The sequence below is a fragment of the Acidovorax bellezanensis genome, assembly GCF_025421555.1.
GTDB lineage: Bacteria > Pseudomonadota > Gammaproteobacteria > Burkholderiales > Burkholderiaceae_C > Comamonas > Comamonas bellezanensis.
The window spans coordinates 1-319 of sequence record NZ_JAODYH010000024.1; the positions used below are offsets into that span (position 1 = coordinate 1).

Sequence of the window (319 nt, forward strand, 5' to 3'; positions counted from 1 at the left end):
CGGGCACGGTGAAGCTGTAGCCACCGCCGGCCAGGGCCGTCAACGTGACGACCGTGCCACCCACGGTGACCACCGGCGTACCGATGTCGCCGGCGTCCGCCTGGCCGCTGAAGGTGAAGCTCAGCGTGGTCGGTGCATCCACCGCGTGGCTCAGCGTGAGGTTGAAGACCGCGCTGCTGCCTTCGTTGACCAGGCCAGGGTCGGACACATCCAGCACCGGCACGTCGGCGCCCGGACCTTGGGTGTCGGTAATGGTCGCATGGCCGGTGTCGGTGATGCCGGCCGGCAACGGCGTGCCATTGAGCGTCGCGCCGGTCAG

At 69.6% G+C, this 319-nt stretch carries 1 protein-coding gene; it reads right to left on the minus strand.

Annotated features, from left to right (window positions below):
- Nucleotides 1–319 (minus strand): hypothetical protein (locus N0K08_RS22985; RefSeq protein WP_261502765.1); only part of this gene is annotated, 319 nt, incomplete at both ends.